Here is a 20,542-nt window from a genome sequence, read left to right on the forward strand (position 1 = left end):
CGCGTAGCCGTCGGCAGGCTGAGGGCCGGGCCCCGGGGTTTCCCCGGGGCCCGGCCCTTTTGCGTACGTACGGGGGCGCTGTGCCCGGTCGTGGGAGGAGACGGGGCGGGAACGGCGAGGGGCCCGGCCGGAACGCGTCCGGCCGGGCCCCTCGGGGTGCGGGTTACGCCTCGGTCTTGCGGAGGCGGAACGTCAGCGACAGGCCCTCGTCCTCGAACGGGGCGCCGTACGTGTCGTCCGCCTCGCCCTCGGCGTAGTCCAGGGCCAGCACCTCGTCGGCGATGAGGACCGCGTGTTCGGTCAGGGCCTCCGCCGTCGCGGGGGACGTGGAGGTCCAGCGGACGGAGATGCGGTCCGCGACGTCCAGGCCGCTGTTCTTGCGGGCCTCCTGGATCAGCCGGATCGCGTCACGGGCCAGCCCGGCGCGGCGCAGCTCCGGGGTGATCTCCAGGTCGAGGGCGACGGTGGCGCCGGAGTCGGAGGCGACGGACCAGCCCTCGCGCGGGGTCTCCGTGATGATGACCTCGTCCGGGGCGAGGGTGACGCGCTCCCCGTCGACCTCGACCGCCGCCGTGCCCTCGCGCAGGGCGAGGGACAGCGCCGCCGCGTCCGCCTCCGCCACGGCCTTGGCCACGGCCTGGACGCCCTTGCCGAAGCGCTTGCCGAGCGCCCGGAAGTTCGCCTTGGCCGTGGTGTCGACCAGCGAACCCCCGACCTCGGAGAGCGAGGCCAGCGAGGAGACGTTCAGCTCCTCGGTGATCTGGGCGTGCAGCTCGGGGGAGAGGGTCTCGAAGCCCGAGACCGCGACCAGGGCGCGGGAGAGCGGCTGGCGGGTCTTGACGCCCGACTCGGCGCGCGTGGCCCGCCCCAGCTCGACCAGCCGGCGCACCAGCGCCATCTGCGTGGACAGCGCCGGGTCGATGGCCGCCGGGTCCGCCTTCGGCCAGGAGGAGAGGTGGACGGAGGCCGGCGCGTCGGGGACGACCGGCACCACGAGGTCCTGCCAGACCCGCTCGGTGAGGAACGGGGTCAGCGGGGCCATCAGCCGGGTCACCGTCTCGACGGCCTCGTGCAGCGTGCGCAGCGCCGCCTTGTCGCCCTGCCAGAAGCGGCGGCGCGAGCGGCGGACGTACCAGTTGGACAGATCGTCGACGAACGCGGACAGCAGCTTGCCGGCGCGCTGGGTGTCGTAGCCCTCCAGCGCCTCGGTGACCTGGTCGACCAGCGCGTTCAGCTCGCTGAGCAGCCAGCGGTCCAGGACCGTGCGGTCGGCCGGGGCCGGGTCGGCGGCCGAGGGCGCCCAGTTCGACGTACGGGCGTAGAGCGCCTGGAAGGCGACCGTGTTCCAGTACGTGAGGAGCGTCTTGCGGACGACCTCCTGGATCGTGCCGTGGCCGACGCGGCGCGCCGCCCAGGGGGAGCCGCCGGCCGCCATGAACCAGCGGACCGCGTCGGCGCCGTGCTGGTCCATGAGCGGGATGGGCTGGAGGATGTTGCCCAGGTGCTTGGACATCTTCCGGCCGTCCTCGGCGAGGATGTGGCCCAGGCAGACCACGTTCTCGTAGGACGACTTGTCGAAGACCAGGGTGCCGACCGCCATCAGCGTGTAGAACCAGCCGCGGGTCTGGTCGATGGCCTCCGAGATGAACTGCGCCGGATAGCGGCTCTCGAAGATCTCCTTGTTCTTGTACGGGTAGCCCCACTGCGCGAACGGCATCGAGCCCGAGTCGTACCAGGCGTCGATGACCTCCGGGACGCGGTACGCCTCCAGCTGGCAGTTCTCGTGCGAGCAGGTGAACGTGATCTCGTCGATGAACGGGCGGTGCGGGTCCAGGGCGGAGAGGTCGGTGCCGGTCAGCTCCGACAGCTCGGCGCGCGAGCCGACGCAGGTGAGGTGGTCGTCCTCGCAGCGCCAGATGGGCAGCGGGGTGCCCCAGTAGCGGTTGCGGGACAGCGCCCAGTCGATGTTGTTGTTCAGCCAGTCGCCGTAGCGGCCGTTCTTGACCGAGTCGGGGAACCAGTTGGTCTTCTCGTTCTCCTGGAGGAGACGGTCCTTGATCGCGGTCGTACGGATGTACCAGGACGGCTGCGCGTAGTAGAGCAGCGCGGTGTGGCAGCGCCAGCAGTGCGGGTAGCTGTGCTCGTACGGCACGTGGCGGAAGAGCAGACCGCGGGCGGCCAGGTCCTCGGTGAGGGCCTCGTCGGCCTTCTTGAAGAAGACCCCGCCGACCAGCGGCACGTCCTCCTCGAAGGTGCCGTCGGGGCGGACCGGGTTGACCACGGGCAGGCCGTACGCCTTGCAGACCAGGAGGTCGTCGGCGCCGAAGGCGGGGGACTGGTGGACCAGACCCGTACCGTCGTCGGTCGTCACGTACTCGGCGTTGACGACGTAGTGCGCCGCGGCCGGGTGCCCCTCGCTGCCCTCGCCGGTGCTCGGGAAGTCCACCAGGGTGAACGGGCGCTCGTACGTCCAGCGCTCCATCTCGCGGCCGGTGAACGACTGACCGGTGAGCTCCCAGCCCTCGCCGAGCGCCTTCTCGACCAGCGGCTGCGCGACGACGAGCCTCTCCTCGCCGTTCGTCGCGACGACGTAACGGACGTCGGGGTGCGCGGCGACGGCGGTGTTGGAGACCAGGGTCCACGGGGTCGTCGTCCAGACCAGCAGCGCGGCCTCGCCTGCCAGCGGACCGGAGGTCAGCGGGAAGCGGACGAAGACCGAGGGGTCGACGACCGTCTCGTAGCCCTGGGCCAGCTCGTGGTCGGACAGGCCCGTGCCGCAGCGCGGGCACCAGGGGGCGACCCGGTGGTCCTGGACCAGCAGGCCCTTGGCGAAGATCTCCTTCAGCGACCACCACACGGACTCGACGTACTCGGGGTCCATCGTGCGGTACGCGTCGTCGAGGTCGACCCAGTAGCCCATCCGGGTCGTCAGCTCGGCGAAGGCGTCGGTGTGCCGGGTCACGGACTCGCGGCACTTGGCGTTGAACTCGGCGATGCCGTACGCCTCGATGTCCTTCTTGCCGTTGAAGCCCAGCTCCTTCTCGACCGCCAGCTCGACCGGCAGCCCGTGGCAGTCCCAGCCGGCCTTGCGGCCCACGTGGTAGCCCTGCATGGTGCGGAAGCGGGGGAAGACGTCCTTGAAGACGCGGGCCTCGATGTGGTGGGCGCCCGGCATGCCGTTGGCCGTGGGCGGGCCCTCGTAGAACACCCACTCGGGGCGGCCCTCGGACTGTTCGAGGCTCCGCGCGAAGATCTTGTTCTCGCGCCAGAAGTCCAGCACGGCGTGTTCGAGCGCGGGCAGGTCTACCTGGGCGGGTACCTGGCGGTACTGCGGCGATGTCATGGGCGGGCTTCCTCCGGCGGACGTCTTCACCTTCCGTCGGAGGGACGAGAACCGTCGCCGGAACCCGCGGTACCACCCTCCTTGGCCACGGGCTGTGCGCCCGGGACCCCCTCATTGGGGTGCGAAGCCGGCTCTACTGGCTCCGGGGCCGGTGGGGGAGTCCCACGGTCCCGGGCGTTCTTCCGGCGGCTCCGGGGTGATCTTCACGACGCGCTCGCCCCCGGGCTTCCACCGTCCCCGGGTCGCTCCTGGCTGCGTACGACGCTACTCGTCCCATCCACGCCTCTCGCTGCGCCCAGTGTAAGGGCCCCGGGGACACCGGGCCGACCGGATTTCCCCGGCCGCCGCGTGACCCGAATGGCCAGGGGCGGCCCGGCCGGGTCCGGACGGTGCCCGGCGCGCGGGCGGAAGGCGGATTACCGGGCGGGGAGCTGGGCACAACGCATTCAGGCGCGCGGAGGTCCACGGACGGGGAGGGGCGATGCGGCGGCGTGCCCCGTTGCCGCGGGGCTGGGGTCGACTTATCGTCCCAGCACGACTCGCGAGCAAGATCACACTGCGTGAAGGGGCCGCGGCCATGGTGGCGAAGAAGACGTCCGACGCGAAGGCGGGGACCGAGCCGCGGGACGTGGCCGGAGAGCCCGGGGAGACCGCGGACCCGACCCGGCAGGAGACCGCCGAGGCCACCGGGACCGCGAAGAAGACGACCGCGAAGAAGACGACGAAGAAGACCGCGAAGGCCGCGACGAAGTCCGCGGCCGGCAAGAAGACCGCGGCGAGCCGGAGCACCGCCCGGAGCGCATCGAAGGAGGCCGCACCGGCGGCCACGGGGGCGGCCGAGGCCGCCGAGCAGACGGGAGCCCACACGGTGGTAGCCAAGAAGAGCCCGGCCAGGACCCGCACGGCCGACCGGAGCACGGCACCCGTGCCCCCGGCCAGGGCCGCGACGGCCCCGGAGGAGCTGGCCGTACGGCCGGGCGAGGACCCCTGGACGCCCGAGGAGGTCGAGGAGGCCCGCACCGTGCTGACCGGCGAGATCACCCGCCTGCGCAACGAGCTGGAGGCGTCGGGCCTGGCACTGGCCGGGCTGATGCGGGACTCCGGGGACGGCGCGGGCGACGACGAGGCGGACACCGGCACCAAGAACATCACCCGCGAGCACGAGATGCAGCTCGCCGCCAACGCCCAGGAGATGCTGGAGCAGACCGAGCGGGCGCTGGCCCGGCTCGAAGCGGGCACCTACGGTCTGTGCGAGGTCTGCGGCAAGCCGATCGGCAAGGCGCGGATGCAGGCGTTCCCCCGCGCCACGCTCTGTGTCGAGGACAAACAGAAGCAGGAGCGACGCGGCTGATCCGTACGACCGTGCCGTACCCTCGTCCTCAGTCGGAACGAGGTTGAGGGATTCACGTGGCAGAGGCGGAGCGCATCATCGGTACGCCGGACACCCCCGAGGCCGAGGGACGCGAAGGAGCCGGTCCCGAGCAGACCGGCCCGCACGCGTCCCCGGAGGCCGCCGAGCCGGAGGGACAGGACAGCGAGGCGGCGGTCGACCGCTCGCCGGCCACGCGCCGGCGGCGGATCATCCTGCTCTTCTGCGTCGCCGTGCTCGCCTATCTGATCGACCTCGGCAGCAAGCTCCTCGTCGTGGCGAAGCTGGAGCACCACGAGCCCGTCGAACTGCTCGGCGACTGGCTCAAGCTGGACGCGCTCCGCAATTCCGGGGCCGCCTTCGGCATGGGCGAGGCGTACACCATCGTCTTCACCGTCATCGCGGCGACCGTCATCGTGGTGATCGCCCGGCTGGCCCGCAAGCTCTACAGCCTGCCCTGGGCCATCGCCCTCGGACTGCTGCTCGGCGGTGCGCTCGGCAACCTCACCGACCGTGTCTTCCGGGCCCCCGGCGTCTTCCGGGGCGCGGTCGTGGACTTCATCGCCCCCGCGCACTTCGCCGTCTTCAACCTCGCGGACTCCGCCATCGTCTGCGGCGGCATCCTGATCGTCCTGCTCTCCTTCAAGGGCCTGGACCCCGACGGGACCGTCCACAAGGACTGACGACCTCCGGGAACGGGGACCGGCGGGGGCAAGGCATACTCGACTGGTGAGTACGCAACCCGAGGTCCGCACCCTGCCCGTCCCCGATGGTCTGGAGGGCGAGCGCGTCGACGCCGCCATCTCCCGGATGTTCGGCTTCTCCCGCACCAAGGCCGCCGAGCTGGCCGCCGCCGGGAAGGTGCAGGTGGACGGGTCCGTGGTCGGCAAGTCCGAGCGGGTGCACGGCGGTGCCTGGCTGGAGGTGGAGATGCCGCAGGCCCCCGCCCCGGTGCAGATCGTCGCCGAGCCCGTCGAGGGCATGGAGATCGTCCACGACGACGACGACATCGTCGTGATCGTGAAGCCGGTCGGCGTCGCCGCCCACCCGAGCCCCGGCTGGACCGGCACCACCGTCATCGGCGGTCTGGCCGCCGCCGGCTACCGGATCTCGACCTCGGGCGCAGCCGAGCGCCAGGGCATCGTCCACCGCCTCGACGTCGGCACCTCCGGGCTGATGGTCGTCGCCAAGTCCGAGCGCGCCTACACCCTGCTGAAGGCCCAGTTCCGCGACCGGGTCGTCGAGAAGAAGTACCACGCGCTGGTCCAGGGCCACCCGGACCCGATGAGCGGCACCATCGACGCCCCCATCGGCCGCCACCCCCAGCACGACTACAAGTGGGCGGTCGTCGCCGACGGCAAGCCCTCGGTCACCCACTACGACCTCGTCGAGGCGTACCGCGCGGCCAGCCTGCTGGACATCAAGCTGGAGACCGGCCGCACCCACCAGATCCGGGTGCACATGTCCGCCCACCGCCACCCCTGCGTCGGCGACCTCACCTACGGCGCCGACCCGACGATGGCCAAGCGCCTCGGGCTGACCCGGCAGTGGCTGCACGCGGTCCGGCTCGGCTTCGAGCACCCGTCCGACGGCCGCTGGGTGGAGTTCTCCAGCGAGTACCCGCAGGACCTCCAGCAGGCGCTGGACCGGATCGCGGCGGAGAGCGCATGAGCGCCGCCCCCCTCGCGTACACCACCCGCACGGTCACCGACGAGCGGGACCGCGCCGCGTGCTTCCAGCTCCGCAAGGACGTCTTCGTCGGTGAGCAGAACGTGCCCGAGGAGATCGAGTACGACGCCTACGACGCGGACGCGGTGCACGTCCTGGCCGTCGCGGCCGACGGCACGGCGCTCGGCACCGGGCGGCTGCTGCACGGCCCCGGCACCGAGTCGAAGACCGGCGGCGATCTCACGGTCGGCTCGCTGGGCCGGCTCGCGGTGACCCGGGAGGCCCGCGGCCTCGGGGTCGGCGCGGCGCTGGTGCGGGCCATCGAGGACGCCGCCCGCGCCCTCGGTCTCGCCGCCGTCGACCTGCACGCCCAGACGCACGCGCTCGGCTTCTACGAACGGCTCGGCTACGTCGCGTACGGCCCGGAGTTCCCGGACGCGGGCATCCCGCACCGGGCGATGCGCCGCGCGCTGGACGCCCCGGCCGTGTCCGCAGGGGCCGACCGGACCGGCGTGCAGCCGGGACGCGAGCGGGGTGTGACCCGGGATCCGGGGTCCCGCGTGGCAGGGTGATCCCCGTCCGGCCGGACCGCGGCCGGGTCGGCGCGCTGCGGAAGGCCCCTCGTGGAACAGATGACCCTGTTGCTCCTGTTGCTGCTCGGAGCCCTGGTCACCGTGCCGCTCGGGGACCGGCTCGGGCTGCCCGCGCCGGTGCTGATGACGCTGGTCGGCGTCGTGATGGCCTTTCTCAGCTTCGTGCCCAACGTGGACGTCCCGCCCGAGATCATCCTGCCCGCGCTGCTGCCGCCGCTGCTCTACGCCTCCGTGCAGCGCACCTCCTGGCGGCAGTTCGCGGCCAACAAACGGCCGATCTTCCTGCTGGCCGTGGCGCTGGTCTTCCTCACCACGGCGGCGGTGGCCGCGGTCGCCGACACCATCGTCCCGGGTCTGCCGCTGGCCGGGGCCGTGGCGCTCGGCGCGCTGGTCGCCCCGCCCGATCCGGTCGCCGCCACCGCGGTCGCCGGCTCGGTCGGGCTGCCCCGCAGGCTCGTCTCGATCCTGGAGGGCGAGGGGCTCTTCAACGACGTCACCGCGATCGTGCTCTACCACGTGGCGATCGCCGCGGCGGTGAGCGGGACCTTCTCGCTGCCCGAGGCGTTCGGGCTGCTGGCGCTCTCCGCGGTCGTCGCCGTGGCCGTGGGCCTCGCCGTGGCCTGGCTCACGCTCAAGCTGATGGGCCTGCTCGCCGACGCCACCCTCCAGGTCGGGCTCACCCTGCTCGTGCCGTTCGTCAGCTATGTGCTCGCCGAGGAGCTGATGGGCTCCGGCGTGCTGGCCGTCCTGACCACCGCGCTGTTCCTCGCCGAGCACACCGCCGACGCCGACGACGTCCTCGGGCGGCTCACCGGCCGCTCCTTCTGGGAGATCGTCGACACCCTCGTCACCGGGGTCGCCTTCGGGCTCATCGGCCTCGAACTGCACAACGTCTTCGGCACGGCCGCCGGGCGCCGGTGGGAGATGGTGGGCTGGGGCCTGGCCGTGTGCGCGGTGGTCGTCGGCGCACGGCTGCTCTATCTGCTCCCGGCGACCTGGCTGGCCAAACGGCTGCACCGCCGCCGCGACGTCAGCGAGGACATCCCCACCGGCTGGCGGGAGACCGTCGTCATGTGGTGGGCCGGGATGCGCGGGGTGGCGTCCGTCGCCCTGGCCCTGGCGATCCCGCTGCGGACGGACGACGGGAAGCCCTTCCCGGGGCGCGAGGAGATCGTCTTCATCGCGTTCGTCGTGATCATGGTGACCCTGGTCTTCCAGGGCCTCACGCTGCCCTGGCTGGTGCGCCGGCTCCACGTGCGCGCGGACACCGAGGCCGAGGCGGCGCTGGAGCGGGACCTCGCGATCCGGGCGGCCACGGCGGCCCGGCAGCGCTTCAAGGAGATCCAGCAGGTCGAGGACTTCCCCGAGGACATGGTGGAGCGGATCCAGCGGCTGGCCTACGACGTCGGGGCCCGGATCAGCCCGGACATGGTCGACGAGGAACGGCGCGAGGCGTACGCCCAGCGCGCGGAGCGGTTCAAGGCGGTCGGCCGGGTCCAGCGCGAGATGATGTCGGCCGCCCGGCACGCGGTCCTCTCCGCCCGCAACGAGGCCGGCGTCGACCCCGAGGTCGTCGACCGGGTGCTGCGCCAACTGGACGTCCGCAGCCTGCACTGACGGGGCCCGCCTTTCGGAGCCTGTCCCGTCCTCGGAGTCGGTCCCGCCCCGGAGCCGGTCTGCCGGAGCCCGCCCCTGAGCCGTCGCCCCCGGACCGGTGCGCGTCAGCCGCGGCCGGTGCGCGGGGCGCGGCCCCAGCCCGGGGGTTTCTCGGACGGCCCCTGGACGCTCGGCCAGGTGTCGCCGTCGGGCAGCACCGCCGGAGCCGTGGCGATCCTCGGCAGGGCGTACGGATGGTGGTCGCGCAGCCAGCCGATCAACTGCTCCCGCACCACGCAGCGCACGGTCCAGATGTCGTCCGCGTCCTTCGCCGTCACGACCGCGCGCACCACGATCGTGGAGGGCGTGGTGTCGGTGACCGCCAGCGACCAGTCGCGGCCGTCCCAGGCCGCGCATTCGCCCAGGATGTCGCGCAGCCGCTCGCGCATCGAGGCCACCGGTGCCGCGTGGTCGAGGTGGAAGAAGACCGAACCGGTCATCTGGACCCCGCCGCGCGACCAGTTCTCGAAGGGGTTGCTGGTGAAGTACGAGACCGGCATCGTGATCCGCCGTTCGTCCCAGGTCCGCACCGCGAGGAAGGTCAGGGTGATCTCCTCGATCGTGCCCCACTCCCCGTCCACCACGACGGTGTCGCCGATCCGCACCATGTCGCCGAAGGCGATCTGCAGACCCGCGAAGAGATTGCCCAGGGTGGACTGGGCGGCGACACCGGCGACGATGCCCAGCAGCCCGGCCGAGGCCAGCATCGAGGTGCCGACCGTCTGCATCGCGGGGAAGGTCAGCAGCATCGCGGCGGCGGCGACGGTCGTCACGATCGCGATGACCACCCGCTGGATCAGCGTCACCTGGGTCCGGACGCGCCGCACCCGCGCCGGGTCCCGGGTGTTCGCCGCGTAGCGCGCGTACACCGAGTCCACGATCGCCACGGCGATCCGCACCACCAGCCAGGCCGAGGCGCCGATCAGCACCAGGGTGAGGATCTGGCCGATGCCGGTGCGGTGGTCGAGGACCAGGCCGAGCCGGGTGTGGGTGTACGTCGCCCGGATCAGGGCCGTGGCCAGCGTCAGCTGGAACGGGACCCGGCAGCGCCGCAGCAGCCCCCAGAGCGGGGTCTCGTGGTGCCGGCCGTCGGCCCGTCTGAGCAGGAGGTCCAGCAGCCAGCCCGCGACCAGGGTGATCACGGCGGTTCCGCCGAGGACGATCACCGGGCGCAGTACGTTCTCCATGCGGTCGCTCTCCCTCCTCCGGCCGTGGGGCCTGTCCGGCGCTCGGGGCCCCGGCTGGCACCATGGGCCCCATGAACATCATGCTTTTCCACTCGACGTACGGCCTGGGCCCCGCGGTGCACGCGGCGGCCGACCGGCTGCGTGCCGTCGGGCATGAGGTGCACGTGCCCGATCTCTTCGCGGGACACACCTTCGAATCCGTCGAGGAGGGGCTGGCCTTCAAGGAGGAGACCGGCAAGGAGGAGCTGCTGAAGCGTGCCGTGCTGGCCGCCGCGCCCTACTCGGACCGGGGGCTGGTCTACGCGGGGTTCTCGCTCGGCGCGTCCGTCGCCCAGACGCTGGCGCTCGGGGACGCGAAGGCCCGCGGGCTGCTGCTGTTCCACGGCACCTCGGACATCGCCGAGAACGCTTCGGTGGACGAGCTCCCGGTGCAGCTGCACGTCGCGGACCCCGATGTGTTCGAGACGGCCGACTGGCTGAACTCCTGGTATCTCCAGATGGGGCGGACCGGCGCCGACGTCGAGATCTACCGCTACCCGGGCGCGGGGCACCTGTTCACCGACCCGGAGCTGCCGGACTTCGACCCGGAGGCGGCGGAGCTGGCCTGGAGGGTCGCGATCGGCTTCCTCGCCACACTCTGAGGACATGCGAGAGGGGCCCCGCGCCGGTGCGCGGGGCCCCTGTGTGTGCGGTGGTCAGCCGCGGTACGCGGTCCAGCTGTCGCTCATCCGCTGCACCTGGCCGGCCGTGAACTGGTACATGCAGGAGTCGTACGTGTAGTCCATGAAGTTGTGGATCGGGTCCACGCCCGTCTTGTTGGTGCAGGAGTCCCGCCCGGTCGGGCACTCGTAGGCCGGGGTCTTCTCGGCCGGGGTGTCGGAGACGTAGTCGCCGTTGCCGTTGCAGCCGCCCTGGAAGGTGTGGTAAAGGCCCATCCAGTGGCCGACCTCGTGCGTCGCGGTGTCGCCCTGGTTGTAGTTGGTGGCGGAGCCGCCCGGCAAAGAGGCGTCCAGGATCACCACGCCGTCCATGGACGGGCTGGAGTTGTAGGAGCTGGGGAAGGTCGCCCAGCCGAGCAGTCCGCCGCCGAGGTTGGCGGTGTAGATGTTGAGCGCGTTCTTGCCGCCCTTGCGCAGGGCCGTCTTCATGGACCGCTCGGCGGTGGTGCCGTCGGAGAGGTTGTACCAGGACGCGTTGTCCGTGTAGTCGGTCCCGGCCAGGGTGAACTGGAAGCCGGTGGGGGTGTTGCCGGTGCCCTGGCCGGCGTACGCGGCGTTCAGCACGCTCATCTGGGAGCTGATGGCGGAGGCGCTGAGCTTGCCCGTGGTGCCGGAGTGGATGACGTGGAAGTACACCGGGATGGTCGCGCCGGCGGCCAGCGAGGGGCCGCTGACGCGCCGCTCGGCGAGTCTCTGCCGCATCTGCTGGTCCATGGCGGCGGCCTGGGCGGCGGACAGCTCGTTGGGGTCCGAGGCGTGCTTCGTGCCCGAGGGGCGGGCCTCGCGGGCGGCGGCCGGGGCGGTGGTGCCGGCACAGTCCTCGGCGGCGGAGGCCGCGGTCGTGGTGCCGGAGGCGGCGGAGGCGCCGGAGGAGACGGTGAGGGGGGCCAGGGCCAGGGTCCCGGCCAGCACCGCCGTACCGAGGGCACGGTGGCGCAGGAGCGGGGATACACGGGCAAGAGTGCGCACGAGGACTCCTAGCGGATGTGTGGGGGAGGGATTTCCTCACCTGCCGCCGGGAGATTACGTGGGCATGTCACGTACGGGGGAGAATCGATTCGGCCCAATCATTCATGGGGCGAATCGGTGCATCAGGAAGAAAATCTTCTGCCCTTCCCGGAGTTTGAGAGACGGACGTCATCTCATGGGTCGATCTTGAGGGTGGTGTGTCCGCATTGGATCCGTACCGAAAAACGCCCGACGCGGGACCGTCATACCCCGTCAACACGCGCCGCGCTGGCCGGAATTCGACGCTCCGTTCGGGGCGGGGATGCGAAAGGGCGGCGCGGACCCCACGGGGTCCGCGCCGCCCTTCGTACGCCTCCGCGGAGGTCAGCCCTTCAGCGCGGCGGTGATCGCCGTGGTGTAGTCCGCCACGGTCATCGGGGCGTTCTTCCCGTCCGAACCGGTCAGCGTCTTGCCGTCCATCTTCAGGGTCGGGGTGCCCTGGACGCCGCTCTTGTCGAAGGTGGCGGACATCTTCATCGCCCAGGCGTCGTACGTGCCGTCCTTGACGTTCTTCCGGAAGGCGGCGTTGCCCTTCAGCGCGTCCACCGTGTCGGCGACCTCGATCAGGTACGAGTCGTCCTTGAACTTGTCGTCGGTCTCCTGCGGGTGGTACTTCGCCGAGTAGAGCGCGGCCTTGTAGTCGAGGAAGGCCTGCGGGCTCACGTCGAGCGCCGCGCCCAGGGCGCTCAGCGCGTTCTTCGAGCCCTCGCCGTTGTCGCTGTTGTCGATGAACGTGGCGCCGACGTACTTGACCTTGTACTTGCCGGCGTCCACGTCCTTGTGCACGGTCTCGCCGACCGTCTGCTCGAAGGAGGCGCAGATCGGGCAGCGGGAGTCCTCGTACAGCTCCAGGGTCTTCTTCGCGGAGTCCTTGCCGATCACGACGGTGGTGCCGTTCGTGCCCGTGGTGTTCTTCGGGGCGGTGACGCTGCTGGACTTGGCCGCGTCCTCCCAGTGGCCCGGCTTGTTCATCTCCATGACGCCGTACGCCACGCCGCCGGCGACGGCGAGGGCGGCGACGACCGAGACGCCGACGACCACCTGGCGGCGGGCCTTGTCCTTCTTGGCCTGGCGCTCGCGCTCGATGCGCATCCGCTCGCGGGCGGCGGACTTGTTGGCCTGGCTGTTGCGCTTGCTCATGGTGAGGTCTCCGTGGGTGCGGGTGGTGCGGGAAAGGGGTCCTGGCTCAGGCGGTGACGCAGGCCGAGCGCGGCGGTCCCCTCCGTCCCACGGAGTGCACGAGGAGCCGGGCGCGGAGCAGCGGGTGCGGGCCCCGGCCGAGGGCCGAGGCCACGCCGCCTACGGAACGGCCGGCCGCCCCGGCGACGGCCACCGCGATCAGCAGCGGGCGGAACGCCAGCAGGGCGGCGGCCCCCAGCAGACCGGCCAGGGCCTTCTCGCCACGGTGCAGCCAGGCGGCCGCCAGCAGCCCGACCGTCACATGCGCGGCCAGCAGCAGCCACGGCACCAGAGGCCCCGGCGAGGCCAGCAGCGCGGCGGCGCCGTGGCCGCCCGCGGTCACCGAGCTCAGCGGGGTGCTCATGTCACCGACGCCGCCGAGACCCGGCGCGGCCGGGCCGACATCACCGCCGCCGCAGAGCACATCGACCCCGACCGAGCGCAGCGGTCCCGCTATCGGGCCGCCGGCCGCGCCGTAGCAGACGTGCTGTCCGGTGGTGAACACGGTGTCGGCGGCCAGCTCCAGCGGGACCAGCAGCCCGGCGATCGCCCCGAAGCCGCGCTCCCGGCCGGCCAGCGCGAACGCGGTCACGAAGACCGCGCCGGCCGCCACCGCGACCAGGGTCAGCGGCAGCGGGACCCGGGAGAGCAGCACATGGGAGGCAGCCGAGAGCGTCACGACGAGCGCCGTGAAAAGCGCCGCGCGCACGACCCTGAGCTGCGTCCCGGATATGTCCATCGTCGAGGAGTGTCGCATGCGAACCTGTAAGCGAACGCTAAAGGGGGCCCCGGCCTGTGGGAAGGCTCACGGAGCGGGGGCCGCCGGGCGTCCCGGGGCTCACAGCCCGGGGATGCGCCCGTTGCGGAAGAGGTCCACGAAGATCTGGTGGTCGGCCCGCGCCCGCGCCCCGTAGGAGTGGGCGAAGTCCACCAGCAGCTCGCCGAAGCCCTCCTCGTCGGCGGCGACGGCCGCGTCGATCGCCCGCTCCGTCGAATACGGCACGAGCGAGTGGCCGCTCTCGTCGTCGGCCGCCGCGTGCATCGTGGCCGTGGCCCGGCCGAGGTCGGCGACGACCGCCGCGATCTCGTCGGGCTCGTCGATGTCGGACCAGTCGAGGTCCACCGCGTACGGCGAGACCTCGGCGACCAGCTGGCCGGCGCCGTCCAGCTCGGTCCAGCCCAGCCACGGGTCGGCGTGCGCCTGGAGGGCGCGCTGCGAGATCACCGTGCGGTGCCCCTCGTGCTGGAAGTAGCCCCGCACCGCCGGATCCGTGATGTGGCGCGAGACGGCAGGGGTCTGCGCCTGCTTGAGATAGATCACCACATCGTTCTCCAGGGCGTCGCTGTTGCCCTCCAGCAGGATGTTGTACGAGGGCAGGCCCGCCGAGCCGATGCCGATCCCGCGCCGCCCCACGACGTCCTTGACCCGGTAGGAGTCCGGGCGGGTCAGGCTGGACTCGGGCAGCGTCTCCAGATAGCCGTCGAAGGCGGCGAGCACCTTGTAGCGCGTGGCCGCGTCCAGGTCGATCGCGCCGCCGCCCTCCGTGAACCGGCGCTCGTACTCCCGGATCTCGGTCATCGAGTCCAGCAGGGAGAACCGGGTCAGGGAGCGGGCGGCGCGCAGCGCGCCCAGCAGCGGGCCCTCGGCGGTGTCCAGCGTGAACGGCGGCACCTCGGTGCTCTTCGCGCCGGTCGCCAGCGCGTGGATCCGCTCCCGGTAGGCCGCCGCGTACACCCGGACCAGATCGCTGATCTGGTCGTCGCCCAGCGCCTTCGCGTACCCGATCAGGGCGACGGAGGCGGCGAAGCGCTTGAGGTCCCAGGTGAAGGGGCCGACGTACGCCTCGTCGAAGTCGTTCACATTGAAGATCAGCCGGCCGTTGGCGTCCATGTAGGTGCCGAAGTTCTCCGCGTGCAGATCGCCGTGGATCCACACCCGGCCGGTGCGCTCGTCGAGGTACGGACCGCCGTGCCGCTCGCGCGCCAGGTCGTGGTAGAAGAGGCAGGCGGTGCCCCGGTAGAAGGCGAAGGCCGAGCCCGCCATCTTGCGGAACTTCACCCGGAAGGCGGCCGGGTCGGCCGCCAGCAGCTCGCCGAACGCCGTGTCGAAGACCTCAAGGATCTGCTCCCCGCGCCGCTCCGCGCCGGTCTGCGTGTCCGACATCTCTGGGTGCCTCCTGGTACCGGGCCTGCATGACGACGTACATGACAAAAGGGACGGGTGTCCCCGCCCTTCCAACGCGCGACCGTATCGCGGAGTGCCCGTCACTCGTGACCCGGGAGACGTAGACTTCCACGCTGTCCCCCCAGCCGTCATCCCGTGTTCCCCGGAGGCACAGCGCCGTGACCAAGCCGCCCTTCACGCACCTTCACGTCCACACCCAGTACTCGCTCCTGGACGGTGCCGCGCGGCTCAAGGACATGTTCGAGGCGTGCAACGAGATGGGCATGTCGCACATCGCGATGACGGACCACGGCAACCTGCACGGGGCGTACGACTTCTTCCACTCCGCGAAGAAGGCCGGCGTGACGCCGATCATCGGCATCGAGGCGTACGTCGCGCCCGAGTCGCGCAAGCACAAGCGCAAGGTCCTCTGGGGCCAGCCGCACCAGAAGCGCGACGACATCTCCGGCTCCGGCGGTTACACCCACAAGACCATCTGGGCGGCGAACAACACCGGACTGCACAACCTCTTCAAGCTCTCCTCCGACGCCTACGCCGAGGGCTGGCTCCAGAAGTGGCCGCGTATGGACAAGGAGACCATCGCCCAGTGGTCCGAGGGCCTGATCGCCTCCACCGGCTGCCCCTCGGGCGAGGTGCAGACCCGGCTGCGGCTCGGCCAGTTCGACGAGGCCGTCCAGGCCGCGTCCGACTACAAGGACATCTTCGGCGAGGGCCGCTACTTCCTGGAGCTGATGGACCACGGCATCGAGATCGAGCGCCGGGTCCGCGACGGGCTGCTGGAGATCGGCAAGAAGCTGAACATCCCGCCCCTGGTGACGAACGACTCGCACTACACCTACGCCAGCGAGGCGACCGCGCACGACGCGCTGCTCTGCATCCAGACCGGCAAGAACCTCTCCGACCCCGACCGCTTCCGCTTCGACGGCACCGGCTACTACCTCAAGACGACGGACGAGATGTACGCCGTCGACTCCTCGGACGCCTGGCAGCAGGGGTGCGCCAACACCCTGCTGGTCGCGGAGCAGATCGACACCACCGGGATGTTCGAGAAGCGCGACCTGATGCCGAAGTTCGAGATCCCGGAGGGCTTCACCGAGGTCACCTGGTTCCAGGAGGAGGTCCGGGCGGGCATGGCCCGCCGCTACCCGGGCGGGATCCCCGAGGACCGGCAGAAGCAGGCCGAGTACGAGATGGACATCATCATCCAGATGGGGTTCCCGGGGTACTTCCTCGTCGTCGCCGACTTCATCATGTGGGCCAAGAACAACGGCATCGCGGTGGGCCCCGGCCGAGGCTCCGCGGCCGGTTCGATCGTGGCGTACGCCATGGGCATCACCGACCTCGACCCGATCCAGCACGGGCTGATCTTCGAGCGCTTCCTCAACCCGGAGCGCGTCTCCATGCCCGACGTCGACATCGACTTCGACGAACGCCGGCGCGTGGAGGTCATCCGGTACGTCACCGAGAAGTACGGCGCCGACAAGGTCGCCATGATCGGCACCTACGGCAAGATCAAGGCCAAGAACGCGATCAAGGACTCCGCCCGCGTCCTCGGCTACCCGTACGCGATGGGTGACCGGCTCACCAAGGCCATGCCCGCCGACGTCCTCGGCAAGGGCATCGACCTCAGCGGCATCACCGACCCCAAGCACCCGCGCTACAGCGAGGCGGGCGAGATCCGGGGGATGTACGAGAGCGAGCCGGACGTCAAGAAGGTCATCGACACCGCGAAGGGCGTCGAGGGACTGGTCCGGCAGATGGGCGTGCACGCCGCCGGCGTGATCATGTCCAGCGAACCGATCGTCGACCACGCCCCGGTCTGGGTGCGGCACACCGACGGCGTCACCATCACGCAGTGGGACTACCCGCAGTGCGAGTCGCTCGGCCTGCTGAAGATGGACTTCCTCGGCCTGCGCAACCTGACGATCATGGACGACGCCATCAAGATGGTGAAGGCCAACAAGGGCATCGACCTGGAGATGCTCGCCCTGCCGCTGGACGACCCCAAGACCTACGAGCTGCTCTGCCGGGGCGACACGCTCGGGGTGTTCCAGTTCGACGGCGGACCGATGCGCTCCCTGCTCCGCCAGATGCAGCCCGACAACTTCGAGGACATCTCCGCCGTCTCGGCCCTCTACCGGCCGGGCCCGATGGGCATGAACTCGCACACGAACTACGCCGAGCGCAAGAACGGCCGCCAGGAGATCACCCCGATCCACCCGGAGCTGGAGGAGCCCCTAAAGGAGGTCCTCGGCCTCACCTACGGCCTGATCGTGTACCAGGAGCAGGTGCAGAAGGCCGCCCAGATCGTCGCCGGCTACTCGCTCGGCGAGGCCGACATCCTGCGCCGCGTGATGGGCAAGAAGAAGCCCGAGGAGCTGGCGAAGAACTTCGTCCTCTTCGAGGCGGGCGCCAAGAAGAACGGCTTCTCGGACGAGGCGATCAAGGCGCTCTGGGACGTGCTGGTGCCGTTCGCCGGCTACGCCTTCAACAAGGCGCACTCCTCCGCGTACGGACTGGTCACCTACTGGACCGCCTACCTCAAGGCGAACTACCCCGCCGAGTACATGGCGGCGCTGCTCACCTCGGTCAAGGACGACAAGGACAAGTCCGCGGTCTACCTCAACGAGTGCCGCCGCATGGGCATCAAGGTGCTCCCGCCGAACGTCAACGAGTCCGAGTCCAACTTCGCCGCCCAGGGCGACGACGTCATCCTCTTCGGTCTGACGGCCGTCCGGAACGTCGGCCAGAACGTCGTGGACTCGATCATCCGGTGCCGCAAGGCGAAGGGGAAGTACAGTAGCTTCCCGGACTTCCTGGACAAGGTCGAGGCGGTCGTCTGCAACAAGCGCACGGTGGAATCGCTCATCAAGGCCGGCGCCTTCGACGAGATGGGCCACACCCGCAAGGGCCTCGTCGCCCACCACGAGTCCATGATCGACAACGTGGTGCAGGTCAAGCGCAAGGAGGCCGAGGGGCAGTTCGACCTCTTCGGCGGCGGCGACGAGGGCAGCGACGAGCCGGCCTTCGGGCTCGACGTGGAGTTCTCCGACATCGAGTGGGAGAAGTCCTATCTGCTGGCCCAGGAGCGCGAGATGCTCGGGCTCTACGTCTCCGACCACCCGCTCTTCGGCATCGAGCACGTCCTGAGCGACAAGTCGGACGCCGCGATCTCCCAGCTCACCGGCGGGGAGCACAGCGACGGCGCGATCGTCACCATCGGCGGCATCATCTCCGGCCTCCAGCGCAAGATGACCAAGCAGGGCAACGCCTGGGCCATCGCCACCGTCGAGGACCTGGCCGGCTCGATCGAGTGCATGTTCTTCCCCGCCACCTATCAGCTGGTCTCCACCCAGCTCGTCGAGGACACCGTCGTCTTCGTCAAGGGGCGGCTCGACAAGCGCGAGGACGTCCCCCGGCTCGTCGCCATGGAGATGCAGGTCCCGGACCTCTCCTCGGCGGGGACCAACGCGCCCGTCGTCCTGACCATCCCCACGGTCAAGATCACCCCGCCCATGGTCAGCCGGCTCGGCGAGGTGCTCAGCAACCACCGGGGCAACACCGAGGTCCGGATCAAGCTCCAGGGCCCCCGCAAGACCACCGTGCTCCGGCTCGACCGGCACCGGGTGCAGCCCGACCCGGCGCTCTTCGGCGACCTGAAGGTGCTCCTCGGCCCGTCCTGCCTGGCCGGCTGAGCCGCCGCCCGCGTCCGTACGCACGGGAGGGGCGCCCCGCGACAGCGGGTGCGCCCCTCCCGGCTACCGGCCTGTGGCCGTACCGGAGAAGTCCGGTCAGTTGTGGCCGAAGCGCCGCTGATGCTTACGCGCAACATCGGCAGGGCTGCCCTGGGCCTGCGCCTGGGACTGGTTCTGCGACTCGAAGGAGGTGGAACGCGCGTCCTGCGCGCCCCGCTCCGACTCGGACGCGCGAACCTGCTGTCCGCCCTGCTTGCGGTTCTTGTTCTTGGCCATGGTGTTCCTCCTGTGGGGACTCTCGGGGCCAGGACCGCTGTCAGATTCACATAATCGGATATACATCGCATGTTGGATCATTACCGTGCGTAGTGAGGGGGTATGATGCGCCCTTTTCGCGATCCGCCACGCCGATGATCCAGTTCCGGCCGTTAACCTCCGCGTGGTCGGGCAGACTCGAAGGAAACCCTGAGTGAGCGGCCCGCCCCTTCCCCCGAGGAGGCGGATCCGCCGGAGCCGTTCCCGAATTCCTGGAAGAGGGTGGAACGCGTGGACCGTTGCGTCGTCCTGGTGGACGCCGGCTATCTGCTGGGCGCGGCCGCGAGCCTGCTGGCCGGGGAGCCCGCCCGGTCCCGCATCACGGTCGACCACGCCGCCCTGATCCAGGGGCTGCGCGAGCGGGCCGAGGCCGACACCGCCCAGCCGCTCCTGCGGATCTACTGGTTCGACGGCGCCCCCGACCGCGTACCCCAGCCCGAACACCGCAGACTGCGGGTCATGCCCCGCGTGACCGTACGGCTGGGCGCCCTCACCCGCAGCGACGGCCGGTGGGCGCAGAAGGGCGTCGACGCGGCCATGCACGCCGAGCTGACCGAACTCGCCCGGAACCGTGCCTGCTCCGACGTCGTCCTGGTCACCGGCGACGGCGACCTTCTGCCCGGACTGATGTCCGCCAAGGAACACGGCGTGGCCGTCCACCTCTGGGCCGTCCAGGCCGCCGACGGCGACTACAACCAGTCCGAGGACCTGGTCGCCGAGGCCGACGAACGCCGCGTCCTGGACCGCGCCTGGATCACCCAGGCCGTCCGCGCCAAGGAGACCGGTGGCTGCGCGCCCCCGCCCGTGCCGCGCCCCGAGATCGCCGCGATCCTCTCCGCCCCGCTGCCCGAGTCCGCCCTCGCCGCCTCCGCCGAACGGGCCTCCGCCGAACGGGCCTCCGAGACGCGGGGCGAGGCCGCCGCCCCGGACGGGACCGCCACCCCGTCCGGCACGGCCCCCGGCCCCGCCCCGCAGGGCCACGGGGGCCGGGGCGTCCCCACCCCCAAGGACCTCGCCGGCACCCTGCGCGGCCCCGGCCACCAGCCCGCCGCCCCGCACCCCGTCGCCGCTCCGGCCGGGGCCACCCTGCGGTGGTCCTCCGACCGGGGCTGGGTGGAGCGCGGCGGTCCGGTCGGCGAACCGCCCGAGACCGCGTCCCTGCCCACGCTCGCGCAGCTCACCAGCGCCGAGCAGCGCTGGGCGGACCGCGAGGAGGACATCACCACGGTCGGCGGCGACCCCTTCGAGGTGGGCCAGGTCTTCGCCCGCCGCTGGATGGCACGGCTGCCCGAACCGGTCCACGTCACGAAGCTGTCGGCCCTCTACCCGCGCATCCCGCACCGCATCGACGGCGAACTGCTCCGCTACGCCGCCCGCTTCGGACTCCTCGCCCACAAGGACGACCAGATCGACGAGCACGACCGCTACGCGATCCGGGCGGGCTTCTGGCGCGAGATCGACGTCACCACGGAACCGGAGCACGCCCCCGCGGGCGAGAAGCACGCCCTGGCCGCGGAACGGCACCCCGGCGCCGGACAGCCGGAGCGCGCGGTCTCCGCCGGCGACTGAGACCGCATCGGTATCCCGGGCGCTCAACCCCATCCGCGTCCCCCGCGTCGGTGCCC

The 20,542-nt window shown here is 71.1% G+C and carries 14 protein-coding genes and 1 pseudogene; 8 read left to right on the forward strand and 7 right to left on the reverse strand.

All coding sequences use genetic code 11. The annotated features are described in order from the left end of the window. Positions 1 to 163: 163 nt before the first annotated feature. Entirely contained in the window at positions 164 to 3,343 is a 3,180-nt protein-coding gene (gene ileS / locus ACWCXC_RS04705) for an isoleucine--tRNA ligase (protein ID WP_450886621.1), read from the reverse strand. 577 nt (positions 3,344 to 3,920) lie between these two features. On the opposite strand from ileS, the gene ACWCXC_RS04710 reads away from it, so the two are divergent. From ACWCXC_RS04710 to ACWCXC_RS04730, 5 genes and pseudogenes are all read left to right on the forward strand, one after another. Further along, positions 3,921 to 4,694, forward strand: coding sequence for a TraR/DksA family transcriptional regulator (locus tag ACWCXC_RS04710; RefSeq protein ID WP_450886623.1), 774 nt, complete (start codon positions 3,921 to 3,923; stop codon positions 4,692 to 4,694). Positions 4,695 to 4,750: 56 nt separating this feature from the next. Beyond that, complete coding sequence (gene lspA / locus ACWCXC_RS04715; RefSeq protein WP_450680957.1) at positions 4,751 to 5,395, forward strand: signal peptidase II; 645 nt, start codon at positions 4,751 to 4,753, stop codon at positions 5,393 to 5,395. Positions 5,396 to 5,441: 46 nt separating this feature from the next. Then, complete coding sequence (locus ACWCXC_RS04720) at positions 5,442 to 6,383, forward strand: RluA family pseudouridine synthase (RefSeq protein WP_450680958.1); 942 nt, start codon at positions 5,442 to 5,444, stop codon at positions 6,381 to 6,383. After that, positions 6,380 to 6,853, forward strand: a pseudogene (locus tag ACWCXC_RS04725) (GNAT family N-acetyltransferase); the annotation flags it as partial. The gene ACWCXC_RS04720 and the pseudogene ACWCXC_RS04725, both read left to right, overlap by 4 nt. A gap of 150 nt (positions 6,854 to 7,003) precedes the next feature. Further along, on the forward strand, positions 7,004 to 8,590 hold the full coding sequence (locus tag ACWCXC_RS04730; protein ID WP_450680959.1) for a Na+/H+ antiporter: 1,587 nt from the start codon (positions 7,004 to 7,006) through the stop codon (positions 8,588 to 8,590). 104 nt (positions 8,591 to 8,694) lie between these two features. On the opposite strand, the gene ACWCXC_RS04735 is transcribed toward ACWCXC_RS04730, so the two are convergent. Further along, the gene (locus ACWCXC_RS04735; protein ID WP_450680960.1) at positions 8,695 to 9,816 is read right to left on the reverse strand and encodes a mechanosensitive ion channel family protein; all 1,122 of its coding nucleotides are present in this window, start codon (positions 9,814 to 9,816) and stop codon (positions 8,695 to 8,697) included. 62 nt (positions 9,817 to 9,878) lie between these two features. Between ACWCXC_RS04735 and ACWCXC_RS04740 the strand changes: the two genes are divergently transcribed. After that, positions 9,879 to 10,457 carry a dienelactone hydrolase family protein gene (locus tag ACWCXC_RS04740; protein WP_450680961.1) on the forward strand — a complete coding sequence of 193 codons (579 nt, stop codon included), beginning with the start codon at positions 9,879 to 9,881 and terminating at the stop codon, positions 10,455 to 10,457. 54 nt (positions 10,458 to 10,511) lie between these two features. Here ACWCXC_RS04740 and ACWCXC_RS04745 read toward each other — a convergent pair whose 3' ends face one another. The 4 genes from ACWCXC_RS04745 to ACWCXC_RS04760 all read right to left on the reverse strand — a co-directional run bounded on the left by ACWCXC_RS04745 (position 10,512) and on the right by ACWCXC_RS04760 (position 14,886). Beyond that, positions 10,512 to 11,504, reverse strand: coding sequence for a zinc metalloprotease (locus tag ACWCXC_RS04745; RefSeq protein WP_450886627.1), 993 nt, complete (start codon positions 11,502 to 11,504; stop codon positions 10,512 to 10,514). 363 nt (positions 11,505 to 11,867) lie between these two features. Next, positions 11,868 to 12,683, reverse strand: a complete 816-nt coding sequence (locus ACWCXC_RS04750) for a DsbA family protein (RefSeq protein WP_450680963.1) — start codon at positions 12,681 to 12,683, stop codon at positions 11,868 to 11,870. Positions 12,684 to 12,729: 46 nt separating this feature from the next. Continuing rightward, a complete protein-coding gene (locus ACWCXC_RS04755; protein WP_450680964.1) occupies positions 12,730 to 13,461 on the reverse strand; it encodes a hypothetical protein in 732 nt (243 codons plus the stop codon). A 99-nt stretch (positions 13,462 to 13,560) separates the two neighbouring features. Further along, entirely contained in the window at positions 13,561 to 14,886 is a 1,326-nt protein-coding gene (locus tag ACWCXC_RS04760; RefSeq protein ID WP_450680965.1) for a DUF2252 domain-containing protein, read from the reverse strand. A 179-nt stretch (positions 14,887 to 15,065) separates the two neighbouring features. Between ACWCXC_RS04760 and dnaE the strand changes: the two genes are divergently transcribed. After that, on the forward strand, positions 15,066 to 18,602 hold the full coding sequence (gene dnaE / locus ACWCXC_RS04765; RefSeq protein WP_450680966.1) for a DNA polymerase III subunit alpha: 3,537 nt from the start codon (positions 15,066 to 15,068) through the stop codon (positions 18,600 to 18,602). A 96-nt stretch (positions 18,603 to 18,698) separates the two neighbouring features. Here the strand turns inward: dnaE and ACWCXC_RS04770 are convergent, their stop codons facing one another. Further along, positions 18,699 to 18,878, reverse strand: coding sequence for a hypothetical protein (locus ACWCXC_RS04770; protein ID WP_450680967.1), 180 nt, complete (start codon positions 18,876 to 18,878; stop codon positions 18,699 to 18,701). Between the two features lie 261 nt (positions 18,879 to 19,139). Here ACWCXC_RS04770 and ACWCXC_RS04775 point away from each other — a divergent pair, with 261 nt between their 5' ends. Next, positions 19,140 to 20,486, forward strand: a complete 1,347-nt coding sequence (locus ACWCXC_RS04775; RefSeq protein ID WP_450886630.1) for an NYN domain-containing protein — start codon at positions 19,140 to 19,142, stop codon at positions 20,484 to 20,486. Positions 20,487 to 20,542 lie beyond the last annotated feature (56 nt).

The sequence above is a fragment of the Streptomyces sp. NPDC001515 genome, from assembly GCF_053597115.1.